This window comes from Micromonospora sp. WMMD708, from assembly GCF_049315245.1.
Classification (GTDB): domain Bacteria; phylum Actinomycetota; class Actinomycetes; order Mycobacteriales; family Micromonosporaceae; genus Micromonospora; species Micromonospora wenchangensis.
Map to the genome: position 1 here is coordinate 3,687,048 of NZ_CP186060.1, position 15,350 is coordinate 3,702,397.

General features: G+C 74.4%; 5 protein-coding genes. All 5 read right to left on the reverse strand.

Translation table 11 applies throughout. The annotated features are described in order from the left end of the window. Positions 1 to 15 precede the first annotated feature (15 nt). Genes ACN260_RS16390 through ACN260_RS16410 form a run of 5 tightly spaced genes read right to left on the reverse strand, consistent with a single transcriptional unit; the run spans position 16 to position 15,304 of the window. Positions 16 to 5,532: a non-ribosomal peptide synthetase/MFS transporter gene (locus ACN260_RS16390; protein WP_422751932.1), complete on the reverse strand. Its 5,517-nt coding sequence runs from the start codon at positions 5,530 to 5,532 to the stop codon at positions 16 to 18. Beyond that, positions 5,529 to 8,660 (reverse strand): non-ribosomal peptide synthetase, encoded by a 3,132-nt coding sequence (locus ACN260_RS16395; RefSeq protein WP_422751933.1) that lies wholly within the window; start codon positions 8,658 to 8,660, stop codon positions 5,529 to 5,531. The genes ACN260_RS16390 and ACN260_RS16395 overlap by 4 nt, the downstream gene beginning before the upstream one ends. Continuing rightward, complete coding sequence (locus ACN260_RS16400; protein WP_088646413.1) at positions 8,657 to 8,845, reverse strand: MbtH family protein; 189 nt, start codon at positions 8,843 to 8,845, stop codon at positions 8,657 to 8,659. The genes ACN260_RS16395 and ACN260_RS16400 overlap by 4 nt, the downstream gene beginning before the upstream one ends. Next, a complete protein-coding gene (locus ACN260_RS16405) occupies positions 8,845 to 9,798 on the reverse strand; it encodes a TauD/TfdA family dioxygenase (RefSeq protein WP_422751934.1) in 954 nt (317 codons plus the stop codon). The genes ACN260_RS16400 and ACN260_RS16405 overlap by 1 nt, the downstream gene beginning before the upstream one ends. A gap of 25 nt (positions 9,799 to 9,823) precedes the next feature. Beyond that, positions 9,824 to 15,304 (reverse strand): SDR family NAD(P)-dependent oxidoreductase, encoded by a 5,481-nt coding sequence (locus tag ACN260_RS16410; RefSeq protein ID WP_422751935.1) that lies wholly within the window; start codon positions 15,302 to 15,304, stop codon positions 9,824 to 9,826. Positions 15,305 to 15,350: the final 46 nt, after the last annotated feature.

Consider the following 15,350-nt stretch of genomic DNA (forward strand, 5'->3'; position numbering starts at 1 on the left):
TGCCCGCGCGGGCGTTCAGCCGGCCACCGACGCCGGCTCCGGGCGGGCCTTCGCCCGCTCGGCGAGCCGCCGCTGCCGCTCCTGCGCCCCGATCAGGTCGTCGGGGAGCGAGTCGGGCACCTCGATGTCGAACCGGCGCAGCATCCGGATCGCGAACCCGCCGAGCGTGATCAGCACCAGGGCCAGCCCGAAGCAGACGTACGCGAAGCCGATGCCCCGGCCCGGACCGGTGCCGATCACCGCGCCCACCGAACCGGCGAGCGCCCCGCCGTCGGCGAGCATCGGCTCGAACAGCGCGGTCGCGCCCGGGGCGAGCAGCGCGAACCCGATCGGCAGGGTCGACCAGGAGATCGTCTGGTTCAGGCTGAACACCCGGCCGTGGAACCGCTGCGGCACCTTCACCTGGACGATCGTGGCGTAGATCGACTGGGCGGTGGTCATCGCCATGGCCAGCCAGAACGCGCCGAAGGCGATCATGATGACGGAGGCGTCCAGGCCGATCAGGACACAGCCGACGGCGGTGCCCAGGTTGCCGATCAGCACCCCGATCATGCGCCGCTGCCGGGGCCCTCCCCACAGCGACATCAGTACCCCGCCGGTCACCGCGCCGACCGCCTCGGCGAGCGCCACCTGCGCCACCTGGGTGGCGTTGCCGAACGACAGCACCAGCGGGGTGGTGAGCACCAGCGCCGGGGCGAGGAAGACGTTGCCCAGCGCGAAGTAGCCGAGCATCAGCCGGAAGCCCTTGTGCCGCCACGAGTAGCGCAGGCCGTTGGCGATCGCCACCAGCAGCCGTTCCCGGGGTCGCCAGCCGAGCAGGTCGGGGAAGCGGACCACGGCCAGCGTCAGCACCGCCACCAGGTAGCTCGCCACGTCGATCAGCAGGATGCCCTTGAGGCCGATCGCGGCGAGCAGACCGGCCGCGAAGACCGGCATCAGGAGCATCGCGAAACCGCTGGAGAGCTGGGTGATGCCCATCGCGTGCCCCAGGTAGCGCTTGGGCACCAGCTGCGGCACCGCCGACTGGAAGGCGATCCGCTGGAACGACCCGGCCACCTGGCTCAGCGCCACCAGCCCGTAGATGTGCCACAGGGCGAGGTTGTCGGTCCAGAGCAGGGCGGCGAGGACGAGCTGGATGGAGCCCGACACGCAGCTCGCGATCATCATGATCCGTCGCCGGCTGACCCGGTCGGTGAGCGCGCCGGCCACCGGGAGCATCAGCACCCCGCAGATCAGCGCCAACGCCCACAGCAGACCCAGGTCGGCCACCGACCCGGTCCGGGTGAACAGCCAGATCGGCAGGGCGAACGCGGTCAACGCCGAGCCGGTGGTGGAGACGAGCTGCCCGGCGGTGACCGCGACGAACCGGGCCATGCTCGGCTTCACCGCCGCCGGGGCCGGCCGGTCGGCGGCACCGACGCGCAGGTGGTCGGCGACCACCCAGCCGGCGTCCTCACCCCGGGCCGCCGGGCCCAACGCCGTCACGTCCCCGGCCCGCACGGCCGGGTGCACCTGGGTGACGATCTCGGCCAGCTCCTCGGCCCGGTACTTGAGGAAGAAGTGCCCGGCCTGGTCGAGCACCACCAGGCCGAGGGTGTCGCTGAGGAACTGCCACTCCGCGTACCGCTCGGAGTGGTAGTCGGTCACCGGGTCCTCGGAGCCGACCACCGAGACGATCGGCGCACGCAGCTTCGCCGCGCCCCGGTCGAGCAGCCCGGTGAAGTACTCCTCCGACGCGCGGGAGTCGGCCCGCATGTTGCTGATGATCCGGTCGGCCTGCTCCGGCTCCAGCTCGTCGGTGTCCACCCCCATGCTCTTGAGCCAGCTCGCGTAGTGCCGGTTGCTGCTCAACTGCTCCAGCCGGTTGCGCAACGCCGCGAAGGCGCCCTTCGGGCGGGCGAACGGGAACATCGCCCCGATGTAGACGACCTCCAGCTCCCGCCCGGCGGCCTCCACCTTGCGGGCCACCTCGGCGATGATCGCGCTGCCCACCCCGCAGTGGCCGTAGAGGGCCAGCGGGCCCTCGATCCGCTCCACGATCTCGGCGGCCACCCGGCTGGTCAGCTCGTCGAACGGCAGGGCGTCCTCGGTCAGCCCGACGTCGTGGCCGGGGATGGCCAGCGACCACAACGCGTGCCCGGCGGGCAGCGCGTCGGCCAGTGGCTGGTAGACGATGGCGCTGCCGCCGCCGTACGGGACGCAGACGTAGCTGAGCACCCGCCTGCCGGCCGGGATCGGTTTGGTCAGCTCGTAGAGCAGCCGACGCGGGCCGGCCGCCTCGGCGTCCCCGGTCATGAACGCGGCCAGCTCGCGGATGGTGCGCTGCTGGAACAGGTCCATCACGCCGACCGCCCGGCCGCCGTGCCCGGCCCGGCGGATCTTCGCCACCACCTGGGTGGCGAGCATCGAGTGCCCACCCAGGTCGAAGAAGTCGTCGTCGATGCCGAGCGTCGGCACGCCCAGCACCTCCGACCAGATCCCGGCGAGCAGCCGCTCGGTGTCGTCGCGCGGCTCCACCAGGGCCACCGACGCCTCGCGGGTGACCACCGGCGCGGGCAGCGCCTTGCGGTCGAGCTTGCCGTTCGGAGTCAACGGCAACGCGTCCAGGGTGACGAACGCGGCCGGCACCATGTACTCCGGCAGGGTCTCCTTCAGCGCCGCCTTCAACGCGGCGTGCTCGGCGGGGCCCACCAGGTAGGCGGTGAGCCGCTTGTCGCCGGGGCTGTCCTCGCGGACGATCACCGCCGCCTCGGCCACCCCGGGCTGCTCGCGCAGGGCGCTCTCGATCTCGCCCAGCTCGATGCGCAGGCCGCGCAGCTTGACCTGGTGGTCGATCCGGCCCAGGAACTCGATCACCCCGGCCGGGTCGGCCCCGGTCGTCGGCCCCGCCGGGTCCGGCACCCAGCGGGCCAGGTCACCGGTGCGGTACAACCGGGCGCCCGGCTCACCGGAGAACGGGTCCGGCACGAAGCGTTCGGCGGTCAGCGCCGGCCGCAGGTGGTAGCCACGGGCCAACCCCACCCCGCCGATGTGCAGCTCACCGGCCACCCCGACCGGGCACTCCCGACCGGCCGGGTCGAGCACGTGCAGCCTCAGGTTGGCGATCGGCCCACCGATCGGTACGCCGGTCAGCCCGGCCAGCAGCGCCGGGTCGCAGTGCCAGGCGCTGACGTCGATCGCCGCCTCGGTCGGGCCGTACAGGTTGTGCAGTTCGCAGTGCGGCAGCCGGGCGGTGAAGTCGACGGCCGAGGCCAGCGGCAGCTCCTCGCCGGAGCAGATCACCCGCCGCAGCGCGGTGGCCGCCTCCACCCCCTCCTCGGCCAGGAACACCGTCAGCATCGACGGGACGAAGTGGGCGGTGGTGACCCGCTCGGCCACCAGCACGTCGCGCAGGTAGCCGGCGTCCTTGTGGCCGCCCGGTTTGGCCAGCACCAGCCGGGCCCCGGTGCGCAGTGGCCAGAAGAACTCCCACACCGACACGTCGAAGCTGGCCGGGGTCTTCTGCAACACCGCGTCGTCGGCGCCGAGCCGGTAGGTCTTCTGCATCCAGTCGAGCCGGTTGACGATGCCCCGGTGGGTGTTCGGCACCCCCTTCGGGCGACCCGTCGACCCCGACGTGTAGATCACGTACGCCAGGTGTTCCGGGCCGGCCAGCGGGGTCGGGTCGGTGTCCGGCTGGTCGGCCCAGAGGGTCGGGTCGTCCAGGGCCAGCACCGTCGCGTCGACGGTGGGCAGCACGTCACGCAGCTGCTCCTGCACCAGCACCACCGGGGCCGCGGCGTCGGTCAGCATGAAGGCCAACCGGTCGGCCGGGTACTCCGGGTCCAGCGGCAGGTACGCCCCGCCGGCCTTGAGCACCCCGAGCAGGCCGGCGACCAGCTCCACGGAGCGTTCCGCGCAGACCCCGACCAGGGTCTCCGGGCCGACGCCGGCCGCCCGCAGCCGGTGCGCCACCCGGTTCGCCGCGGCGTTGAGCTGCGCGTACGTCGTCGAGACACCCTCGATGGTGACCGCCACCGCGTCCGGGGTGGCGGCCGCCGCCGCCTCGATCGGGCCGTGCAGCGTCTCGGCCGCCGGGAAGTCGGCGGTGGTGTCGTTCCAGGACGCCAGCAACGCCCGCTCCCCGGCGGGGAGCAGGTCCAGCGCGGAGACCGCCACGTCCGGGGTGGCCACGACCGCCCGCAGCAGGGCGCACCAGCGGTCGGCCATCCGGGTCACCGTGTCCCGGTCGAAGAGGTCGGTGTTGAAGACCAGCTTGCCCCAGAGCCCGTCGACGGTCTCCACGGCGTGCAGCTCGAAGTCGAACCGGGTGGCCCGCAGCTCCATCGGGGTCCAGTCGAACGTCACGTCGGTGGCGTCGGAGACCCCGGTGAAGCGGCCCATCTCGTAGTTCTGCAACACGAACATCGCCTGGAACACCGGCGAGCGGCTGACGTCGCGGGGCAGGCCCAGCTCGTGGACCACCTTCGCGAACGGCACCTCGGCGTGCTCGAAGCCGTCCAGCACGCTGCGTCGGGTGCGTTCCAACAGCTCGGTGAAGGTCGGGTCACCGGTCAGCTCGGCCCGCAACGGCAGCATGTTGATGAACATGCCGACGACGTTCTCCAGCTCCGGGGCGGACCGGCCGGCCACCGACGCGCCGACCGCGAAGTCCTCCTGGCCGGCGTGCCGGGCCAGGAAGACCTGGTAGGCGGCGAGCAGCGTCATGAACAGGGTGCCGCCGGACTCCCGGGTCAGCGCCGTCAGCCGTCCCGTCTCCGCCGGGTCGAGCCGGAACTCGACGAAGTCGCCCCGGTAGGTCTGGGTGGCCGGGCGGGGCCGGTCCAGCGGCAGCTCCAGCGGGGTGATCCCGGCCAGCCGGGACTTCCACCAGTCCAGGTGCGACCGGGCCGCCGGGCCGCCCAGCTCCCGGGCCTCCCAGACGGCGAAGTCGCCGTACTGCACCGGCAGGGTGGGCAACTCGCCGCCCCGGTACGCGGTGATCAGGTCGCGCAGCAGCACGTCGACCGACCAGCCGTCACCGACGATGTGGTGCTTGCTGAGGAACAGCACGTGGTCGTCGGCGGCCAACCGGATCAGCAACGCCCGCAGCAGCGGCCCGGCCGCCAGGTCGAACGGCGCGAGCGAGGCCGCCTCCACCAGCTCCTGCGCGGCCCGCTCGTCCGGAGCGTCGACCACGGTCAACGGCACCTCGACCGCGTCGGCGACCACCACGGTCGGCTTGCCGTCGGCGTCGGCGGGGAACCGGCTGCGCAGCGACTCGTGCCGGGCGGTCAGCGCGGCCAGGGCGGCGCGCAGCGCCGTGACGTCGAGCGGGCCACGCACCCGCAACGGCACCGCGATGTGGTACGCCGCCTCGCCCGGGGCGAGCTGGTCCATGAACCAGACCCGCTCCTGGGCGTACGACAGCGGCACCTCGGCGTCCTCGGGCCGCGGCGTGATGCGGGCGGCGGGGGTGGCCTGCCGTCGGCGCAACCGTTGGGCGATCAACGCCGCCCGGGCGGCCTCCCGGGAATCCTTCAGGTCCGTCATGCGGGAGTGTCCTTCTCCGCCGCCAGCAACGCGGCGACCTCGGTCTCGGAAAGGTCGTCCAGTTCGGCGGCGATCTGCGCCTCGATCTGGGCGGCCAGGTCGGCCACCACGGGGCTGCCGAACAGCGCCCGCATCGGCAGGTCGACGTCCACCTCGGCCCGGATCCGGGCCATCGCCCGCATGCCGCGCAACGAGTTGCCACCGAGGGCGAAGAAGTCGTCGAGCGCGCCGACCTTCTCCACCTGAAGGATGTCGGCGTACACCTCGGCGACCAGGGTCTCGGCGTCGGTGCGCGGCGGGACGTAGCCGTCGCCGGCCACGGACTCCGGCGGGGCGGGCAGCGCGGCCCGGTCCAGCTTGCCGTTCGGGGTCAACGGCAACGCGTCGAGCCGGACGAACGCGGCCGGCACCAGGTGCGCCGGCAGCTCCCGGGCCAGCTCGGCGGCGAGATGCGCCTCCTCGGCGGTGCCGACGTGGTAGCCGACCAGGGTCGGCTCCCCCGAGTCGGTGCGCACGGCCACCGCCGCCTGGTGCACCTCCGGGTGCTCCCGCATCGCCGCCTCGATCTCGCCCAGCTCGATCCGCATCCCCCGCACCTTCACCTGGTCGTCGCGGCGACCCAGGTAGTCGAGGGTGCCGTCGGCCCGCCACCGGGCCAGGTCACCGGTGCGGTACATCCGCCGCCCCGGCGGGCCGTACGGGCAGGGCAGGAACCGCTCGGCGGTCAGGCCGGGCCGGCCCAGGTAGCCCCGGGCGAGCTGGTCACCGGCGACGTACAGCTCGCCGACCACCCCCGGCGGGACCGGTTGGAACGCGGCGTCGAGCAGGTACACCCGGCTGGTGGCGGTGGGCCGGCCGATCGACACCGGGCCGGCGGGCACCGGCTGCCCGGGGGCGAGCCGGGCGGCGACACAGCCGACGGTCGCCTCGGTCGGGCCGTACTCGTTGACCACCGCCACGTCCGGGTGCGCGGCCCGCCAGTCGGCGAGCTGTTCCCCGGTGAGCGCCTCGCCGCCGATCACCAGGTCGGTGGTGGGCGACAGCGCCTCCTCCAGCAGCGGCAGGTGGCTCGGGGTGACCTTGAGGAACGTCGGCCGGCCACCCACCCGGGCCGCCGGGGAGTCGATCCCGGCCAGCCGGACGGCGCCCCCGGCGGTGAGCGGGCCGAGCAGCCCGGTCACCGTCAGGTCGAACGAGACCGGCGAGTGCAGCAGGGCGGTGCCGGCCAGCCCCGGGTAGGTGTCCCGGGCCCAGGCCAGGTACGCGACGATCGCCCGGTGCTCCACCACGACGCCCTTGGGGCGGCCGGTCGAGCCGGAGGTGTAGAGCACGTAGCCGGGGTGCTCCGGGCGCAGCGGGGCGACCCGGTCGGCGTCGGTGAGATCCGTCCCGGCCGCGTCGGCGTCGCCTGTGGGCCGGGCGGCACCGTCGATCAGCAGCGCGTCGGCCGGCACCAGGGTGGCGGTCTCCGCCACGGCCAGCACCAGTGCCGGCGCGGCGTCGGCGAGCAGGTAGCCGATCCGGCCCGCCGGGTAGCCGGTGTCCACCGGCACGTACGCGGCCCCCGCCTTGAGCACGGCGAGGATCGCCACCAGCAGCTCCGGGCCGCGCGGCAGGGCCAGCGCCACCCGGGTCTCCGGACCGACGCCCCGGCCCACCAGCGTCCGGGCCAGCCGGTTCGCGGCGGCGTTGAGCTGCGCGTACGTCAGCGTGACGTCCCCGCAGACCAGGGCGGTGGCGTCCGGGGTGGCCGCCACCTGCCGCTGCACCTCGTCGACGACGGTGGCCGACGGTCCGGCCGCGGCCGTCCCCGCCCACCCGCCGAGGACCAGCTCCCGTTCGGCGTCGGCGAGCAGCGGCAGCGCGGAGACCGGCTGCCGCGGGTCCGCCACGGCCGCGTCGAGCAGCCGGACGTAGCGGGCCACGACCGCCTCGGCGGTGGTGCGGTCGAACAGGTCGGTCCGGTAGACCAGCCGACTCTCGCCGGTGGTGATGTCGAACGCCAGGTCGTCCTTGGTCGTGCCCAGTTCCACCGGGTCCAGCCCGGAGTCGGGGATGAAGTTCAGCGCGGTCTGGAAGATCGGCTGCACCGACGGGTCCCGCTCCGGGGCGACCGCCTCGACGATCGCCTGGAACGGGGTCTGCCCGTGCTCCAGGGCGTCGACCAGCCCGTCACGGACCCGGCCGAGCAGGTCGGTGAAGCGCGGGTCGCCGGCCACGTCGCAGCGCAGCGCCACCGGGTTGACGAACATGCCGATCAGCGGGGTCAGCTCGGCGCTCTCCCGGCCGGCGGTGGAGACCCCGACCACCACGTCGGTGTCGCCGGAGATCCGCGACAGCAGCGCCGCGAAACCGGCCAGCAGCACCATGTACGGCGTCGCCGCCGACGCGGCCGCCAGCCTGGCGATCCGGTCGAGCAGCCCGGCGGGCAGGTCGAAGCGCACCTCGTCACCGGCGAAGCCGAGCTGCGCGGGGCGGGGCCGGTCCAGCGGCAGGCCGGTGGCCTTCGGGGCGCCGGCCAGGTGAGAGGTCCAGAAGGCGAGCTGCCGGTCCCGTTCCGCGCCGGTGAGCTGGTCGCGCTGCCACACCGCGAAGTCGGCGTACTGGATGGGCAGCTCCGGCACGGCGGCCGGCGCGCCGGTCGACGCGGCCCGCGCGAACGCGGCGACCTCGGCGCCGAACAGCACCGCCGAGTGGCTGTCGAAGACGGCGTGGTGCACCACCAGCAGCAGCGTCCACCCGTCGTCGAAGCGGATCAGCCGGGCCCGCCACAGCGGCGGCGCGTCCAGCGGGATCGGGGTCCGGGCCAGTTCGGCGCGCAGCGCGTCGGACCGCCGCAGGCGCTCCGGGTCGGGCAGCCCCCGCAGGTCGTCGACGGGCAGCCGGGGCGGCTCGTGCTCCCGGACCACCTGCACCAGGGTGCCGTCGTCGACCCGCAGGTGGGTGCGCAGCGCCTCGTGCCGGGCGACGACCTGGCCGAACACCTCGGTCGCCGCATCGGCGTCCAGGTCGGCGGGCAGCCGGCACGGCACCGACACGTTGTAGACCGGGGAGGCCGGGTCCAGCTGGTTGGCGATCCAGACCCGTTCCTGGGCGAACGAGGCGGGGAAGGTCCACTCGCGGGTCATGCCGTCTGCTCCCGTACCGAACGCGGGCGCATGTCGGTCCAGACCTCGTCGACGTGGGCCAGGCACTCCTCGCGGCTGCCGGTGAAGCCCGCGTCGTGCCAGCCGGCGGGCAGGTCGCGGTCGGCCGCCCAGATCGAGTACTGCTCCTCGTCGTTGCGCACGACCAGGAATCGGGTGTCGGCCATCAGTTCGCTCCAGCGGTGTCGGGGGTGTGCGGTTCGGCCATCGCGACGGCGATCTTGCGGGGTCCGGTGAACGGCTCCCGCCCGTGCGCGGCGGTCATGTTGTCGACCACCAGCACGTCGTCGCGCCGGTAGTCGAAGCGGACGCTGGCGGCCCGGTACGCGGCCCGCAGGTGGTCCATCACGTCGGCGGGGATCTCCCCGCCGTCGCCGTAGTAGGTGTTCGCCGGCAGCCCCTCGGGGCCGAACATCGCCAGCAGCCCCTCCTGGTAGTCCTTCGGCAGGGTGCTCAGGTGGAAGAAGGTGGCGTGGTTGAACCACCGCGGGGTGTCCGAGCCGGGCCGGTGGTGCACCACGTCACGCACCGCCCGGGTCCGCAGCCCGTCCCTGCCCACCCACTCCAGCTCGATCCGGTTCGCCGCCGCGTACGCCTGCACCTGCGCCCGGTCGTCGGTGCCGAAGACGTCCTGCCAGCGGGTGCCGAAGTCGGCGTGGAAGTTGCGCACCAGCAGCCAGCGCCGCCTGACGAACTCCTCGCGCACCGCCGGGTCGATCTCGGCGTACACCCGGCGCACGTCGGCCAGCGGGGTCGCGCCGAGGGTCTGCGGCGCGGTCAGGCAGTAGAAGAACAGCGTCAGCGGCCAGCGCGCCTGGTACGAGTTCTCGTTGTGCAGGAAGATCTCCTCGTCCGGCGGGTAGTCGGTCGAGGTGTAGACCTTCCCCTTGATGGCGTGCCGGGGCGAGGACCGCTCGGTGTAGGTCAGCGGCTCGCCGGAGAACGCCCGCACCACCGCGTCGAAGCCGTCCACCCCGCCCACGTCGAAGCCGCGGAACAGCAGCCCGCCGTTCTCGACGAGGGTGGCGCGCAGTTCGGCCCGGCGTCGGTCGATCAGCTCGGTCAGGGCGGTGCCGTCACTCTCGACGACGACCGGCAGCGTGGCGATCGTGTCGCTCATTGCGTGGTCTCCTGTTTTCTCGACGTCAGGCGCGGGGTAGCCGCGGGATGGCGGGGATGGTGGCCGGCGCGGCCGGTTCGTCGTCGGTGGCCGCGGCGGCCCGCAGTTGGGTGATGCGCTCGGCCAGACCGGCCACGGTCGGGGTCTCGAAGAGGCTGCGCATCGGCAGCCGGACCCCGGTCGCCTTGCGCATCGCGGCGATCAACTGGACCGCAACCAGCGAGTTGCCGCCGAGGGCGAAGAAGTCGTCGTCCACCCCGACCTCGGCCACCCCCAGCCCTTCGCGCCACACCCCGGCGATGGTGATCTCCAGCTCGGTACGCGGGGGCGCCGAGCCGCCGCCGGTCGCCGCCGCGGCGGCGGTCGACGGCTCCGGGTCCTGCTCCAGGGCGTCGGTGGTGACCCGGGAGGCCCGCCGCCGGATGTCCGCCACCGTCCGGGTGGCGATCACCACCTGCGGGCCGAGGCCGGCGGTGAGGCTGCGCCGGAACGCCTCCGCGCCGTCGACCGGGCGGATGTCCTCGGTGACCGTCCCGGCCGCCGGTTCGGCCGGCGCCACGTCGGCGACGCCGGTCAACCCGCCGGTGACCGCGCCCTGGTCGACCCGGCGCAGCACGAAGTCGCCGATCGCGACGAGTTCCCGGCCCTCGGTGTCGGTCAGCGACAGGTCGGCGGCGACCACCTCGTCGGTGGCGCTGGCCCGGTGCCGCAGGTGGCTGTGGAACACCGCCGGCAGCGGCCCGCGCACCACGATCCGCCCGTACGACAGCGGCAGGTAGGTGCCGTCGCCCTGGCCCCGGCCGAACGCGGTGGCCACGTCCAGCAGCGCCGGGTGCAGCCCCCACGCGGGCAGGTCGGCCCGGACCGGTTCCGGGGCCTCGATCCGGGCCAGTTCCTCGCCGTCGCCGAGCCGGTGCTCGGCCAGCGACGCCCAGCGCGGGCCGAAGGTCAGCATGCTGGTGCGGCCCCGACCGAACGAGGCGTCGTCGTCGACCCGCCGGCCGTCGACCACCGGCACCCGGGCCGGCGGGGCGGCCTCCACGGTCCAGCCGGCCGAGCCGCGCACGTGGGTGCGGAGCTGGCCGGCGGCCAGGCTCCGGACGGCGAAGTCGACACCGTCCTCGGCGGCGGTCAGCTCGACCCGGTACTGGGCGGCGGTGCCCTGCGGCACCGCGAACGGCTCAAGGAACACCACGTCGCGCAGCTCCACCGCGGCCTGCGGCGCGGGGCACGGCAGGGCGGCGACCACCGCGGCCCGCACCGACTCCAGGTGGGCGGTGCCGGGCACCACCGGCACCCCACCGATGCGGTGCTCGTCGAGCAGCCAGTGGGTGTCGGCGGACACCAGGCCGTGCAGCACCGTCGACTCCGGGCCGACCACCTTCGTGGTGAGCACCGGGTGGTCCACCGGCGTGGTGACGGTGTCGCGGCCGGCGGCCCGGAACGCGGCCGGCGCGGCGGTCTCCACCGCCATGCCGACCTCCGCCCAGCCACCCCAGTTCTGCGACAGCACCGGGGCCCGGAAACCCGCGCCGGAACGGGCGAACGCGTCGAGGAAGGCGTTCGCCGCGCAGTAGTCGACCTGACCGAAGCCGCCGATCACCGACGTGATCGACGAGCACAGCGCCACGAAGTCCAACGGCAGGTCACCGAAGACCTCGGCCAGGGCGAGGGTGCCGGTGAGCTTCGGGGCGAGCACCCGCTCGGCCTCGGCCCGCTCCTTCACCTCGGCCATCCCGCCACCGGGCAGGCCGGCGGCGTGCACGATGCCGTCCAGCCCGCCGAACTCGGCCTCCACGGTGGCCCGGACCCGACGCAGGTCGGCCGGGTCGGTGACGTCGGCGGCGAGCACCAGCACCGTCGCACCGGCGGCCTCCATCCGACGGATCGCCGCGATGGCCCGACCGGCCCGGTCCGCGCCGCCGTGCACCGCCAGGTGGTCGTCCCACCGCTCACGCGGCGGCAACCCGGAGCGGGCCAGCAGCACCAGCTTCGCCCCCGCCCGCCGGGCGAAGTCCTCGGCGAGGGTGACGCCGATGCCGCCCAGGCCACCGGTGACCAGGTACCGGCCGCCGTCGCGCAGCGCCCCCGACCCGGTCTCGGCGGCGACGGTGACCTGCTCGTAGCCGGTCACCCAGCGGCGGGTGCCGCGCAGCGTCACCTCCGCCCGCTCCGGGTCGACCGGGCGGCGCAGTTCGGCGGCGAGCGCGTCGACCCCGTCGCCGGCCGGATCGGCGTCGACCAGCCGTACGGCCAGGCCGGGCAGTTCGGCCGGCAGCACCCGGGCCAGGCCGGCGAGGGTGGCATGCTCGGGGCGGACCAGGTCGACGCCGGTAACGTCGCCGACGCCCGCGGTGACCAGGTCGAGGGTGAGCGGCCGCTCCTCGGCGGTCGCCCCCGCCCCGGCGAGCGCCTGCACCAGGTGCAGGGCGTCGAAGAAACCGCGCTGCTGGGCGTCCCAGGCGGCAGCCGCGTCGAGGCCGGCCGGCGAGCCGTCCAGGGCGAAGGCGTGCACCAGCCGGGACGGCACGCCGCCTGCGGTCAACGCCGCGACCAGCGCGTCGTGGTCCTCCCGGTGCCCGGGGCGCAGCCGGTACCCGTCGTCGGTCGCCGCGAACGCCGTGCCGGGGCGTACCACGACCGGATCGTCACCGGCGGCCCGCAGCGCGTCGACAAGCGCGTCGGCGCGCGGGCCGGCGGCGAGGACCAGGCAGCGGCCGCCGGGCACCGTCGCCGGGTCGGCGGCGGCCTGCCGCCACACCGGCACCGCGAACCACCGTTGCAGCGGCTGCGGGCCGGCGTCGGCCGGGGCGTCGGGCACCGCCGCCACCGGGTCCGGGTCGGCCCAGTAACGCAGCCGCTCGAACGGGTACGTGGGCAGCGGCACCCGCCGGGCGGCCGGGTCGGCGTCGAACCGCACCCCGATCCCGGCACACCACAGGGCGGCGGCGCTGGTGAGCAGGGTGGCCAGGTCTCCGGTGGGCTCACCCGGCCCGGGCAGGCTGCCCAGCGGGGTCAGCGCCCGCTGCGCCGGGGAGCCCTTGGCGACCTGCATCCGGGCCAGGTTGGCCAGTTGCCGGCCCGGACCGCACTCCAGCAGCGCCCAGGTGCCCGCCCCGAGCAGGGTCGCCACGCAGTCTCCGAAACGCACCGGCCGGCGCAGGTGCGCCGCCCAGTACGCCGGGTCGGTGGCCTGTTCGGCGGTGATCCAGGTGCCGGTCACGTTGGACAGGAACGGGATGGCCGGCGCGTGCAGCGGCACCGTCGCCATCAGCGCGGTGAACTCGGCCAGGATCGGGTCCATCATCGGCGAGTGGAACGCGTGCGAGGTGCGCAGCGGCTTGCTCTTCTTGCCGCCGAGGCCGTCGGCGAACGCGGCGACTGCGGCGCTCTCCCCGGCCACCACGCAGGTGCCGGGCCCGTTGACGGTGGCGATGGACAGCCCTTCGGGCAGCCGGGCGGCGACCTGCGTCTCGTCGAGCGACACGGCCAGCATCGCCCCCGCCGGCAGCGACTGCATCAGCCGGCCCCGGGCGGCGACCACCCGCAGCGCGTCGGGCAGGGTCAGCACCCCGGCGACGGTGGCGGCGACGTACTCGCCGATCGAATGGCCGATCATCGCCGCCGGGCGGACCCCGGCCCGCTGCCAGTGCAGCGCCAGGGCGTACTCGACGACGAACAGGGCCGGCTGGGTGTAACGGGTCTCGGTGAGCTTCTCCGCCGCCTGCGGGTCGCGGCCGAGGATCAGGTCCCGCAGGTCCAGACCCAGCTCGGGGCGGAGCAGCGCGGCGCACTCGTCGACGGTGGCGGCGAAGGCCGGCTCCTCGGCGTAGAGCTGCGCGCCCATCCCGGCGTACTGGGCGCCCTGGCCGGAGAAGAGGAACGCGGTGCGCGGCGCGGTGCCGTCGACCACCCCGGCCTGGCGGCGGCGCGGGGTACGCAGCGCCGTCACCGCCTCGGCCAGGTCGGTGGCGACCACGGCCACCCGGTGCGGGTACTCCCGGCGTCCCACCCGCAGCGTGTGCGCCACGTCGGCGAGCAGTCCCGGCCCCCCGTCGCTGGTGGCCGCCAGGTGGTCGGCGAGCCGGGTGACGGCGCTGTCCAGCGCCGACGCGGTCTTCGCCGACACCGTCAGCAGGTGCGCCGGGCGGACCCGCCGGTCCGCCCGGTGGGCGGCCGGGGCCTCCTCCAGGACCACGTGGGCGTTGGTGCCGCCGATGCCGAACGAGCTGACCCCGGCCCGGCGCGGCCCGCCGTCGGTGTCCCACTTGGTCAGGGTGTTCGTCACGTAGAACGGGGTGTCGGCGAAGTCGATGCCCGGGTTGGGGGTCTCGTAGTTGATCGTCGGGGGGATCAGCCCGTGCTCCATCGCCAGCACCGTCTTGATCACGCTGACGATGCCGGACGGCTGGCTCAGGTGCCCGATGTTGGACTTCACCGAGCCGATGCCGCACCAGCCCCGATCGTCGGTGTCCCGGCCGAACACCGCCGACAGGGCGGCCACCTCGATCGGGTCGCCCAGCGCGGTGCCGGTGCCGTGCGCCTCGACGTAGCTGATGCTGCGCGGGTCGATCCCGGCCATCCCGACCGCCTGGGCGATCGCCTCGACCTGCCCGTCGACGCTGGGGGCGGTGAAGCCGACCTTCCCCGCGCCGTCGTTGTTGATCGCGTTGCCCAGCACCACCGCGCGGATCGTGTCGCCGTCGGCGACCGCATCGGAGAGCCGCTTGAGCAGGGTCACCCCGACGCCGCTGCCCCAGACCGTGCCGTTGGCCCCGGCGTCGAACGGCCGGCACCGGCCGTCGGGCGAGGTGAAACCGTCCATGCCCAGGTAGCCGACGTGCGGCAGCTCCACGTTGACCCCGCCGGCCAGCGCCATGTCGCACTCGTGGTTGCGCAGCGCCTCGCAGGCCAGGTGGAAGGCGACGAGCGAGGTGGAGCAGGCGGTGTGCACGGTCAGGCTCGGCCCACGCAGGTCCAGCCGGTACGACACGTTCGTCGCCACGTAGTTGGGCGAGTTGCCGGTGGCCAGCGAGACCGCGCCGTGCGGGTTGCCGCCGATCCGCTTGTTGCGCAGCACGTACCGGTGCAGGTAGGTGTTGCCGCCGGTGCCGGCGTACACGCCGACCGCCCCGGGGTAGCGGGCCGGGTCGTAGCCGGCGTCCTGCAACGCGGTGTAGCAGCTCTCCAGGAACAGCCGGTGCTGCGGGTCGGTCATCTCCGCCTCGCGGCTGGTCATCCCGAACAGCCCGGCGTCGAAGGTGTCGTACCCGTCGATCAGCGGGGCCCGGTTCACCCAGCCCGGGTCGTCGACCTCGTCGGCGGTCGCACCCCGGGCGAGCTGCTCGTCGCGGCTCAGCTCGGTGACCGACTCGACGCCGTCGACCAGGTTGCGCCAGAACTCGCCGACGTCGGCGGCACCGGGCAGCCGGGCGGCGAGCCCGACGATGGCGATGGGTTCGATGCCGGCATCGGTGGGCGGCGCGGTGTCGATCTCGTTCTGCATCGGGGTCGTCCTTTGTCGCAAGGTGCCGCCCGTAGGCGGTGGGGAG

What these genes read in the sequence shown, in the direction of transcription:
- ACN260_RS16390 (WP_422751932.1), bottom strand. Translation starts at nt 5,532, where the DNA reads ATGACGGACCTGAAGGATTCCCGGGAGGCCGCCCGGGCGGCGTTGATC.
- ACN260_RS16395 (WP_422751933.1), bottom strand. Translation starts at nt 8,660, where the DNA reads ATGACCCGCGAGTGGACCTTCCCCGCCTCGTTCGCCCAGGAACGGGTC.
- ACN260_RS16400 (WP_088646413.1), bottom strand. Translation starts at nt 8,845, where the DNA reads ATGGCCGACACCCGATTCCTGGTCGTGCGCAACGACGAGGAGCAGTAC.
- ACN260_RS16405 (WP_422751934.1), bottom strand. Translation starts at nt 9,798, where the DNA reads ATGAGCGACACGATCGCCACGCTGCCGGTCGTCGTCGAGAGTGACGGC.
- ACN260_RS16410 (WP_422751935.1), bottom strand. Translation starts at nt 15,304, where the DNA reads ATGCAGAACGAGATCGACACCGCGCCGCCCACCGATGCCGGCATCGAA.